Annotated in this window: 1 protein-coding gene; it reads right to left on the bottom strand. The window is 34.9% G+C overall.

Translation table 11 applies throughout. From position 1 onward, the window contains the following. A partial coding sequence (locus SB658_RS26255) for a substrate-binding domain-containing protein (RefSeq protein ID WP_410603425.1) occupies positions 1-249 on the bottom strand: 249 nt, incomplete at both ends.

Raw genomic sequence — 249 nt, forward strand, 5'->3', positions numbered from 1 at the left:
GCGGAGCTGTCATCCATTTATCTTTATGCCAAGCAATTTGTGTATAAATCGGTAAAATTTCATTTTCTAAATGTAACTCTTTTATCGTCCCTTCTCGTATATCTTTTTCTACTACTATTGCTGGTAACACAGCTATTCCTAAATCCGCAATAACACATTGTTTAATTGCCTCGACACTAACAAACTCAATCTTATTTGCTGGATACACATCTTCCGTACGAAATAGCTCTTCAAATAAAGTTCGATACG

It is taken from the genome of Bacillus sp. SIMBA_008 (assembly GCF_046535495.1).
Classification (GTDB): Bacteria; Bacillota; Bacilli; order Bacillales; family Bacillaceae; genus Bacillus; species Bacillus subtilis.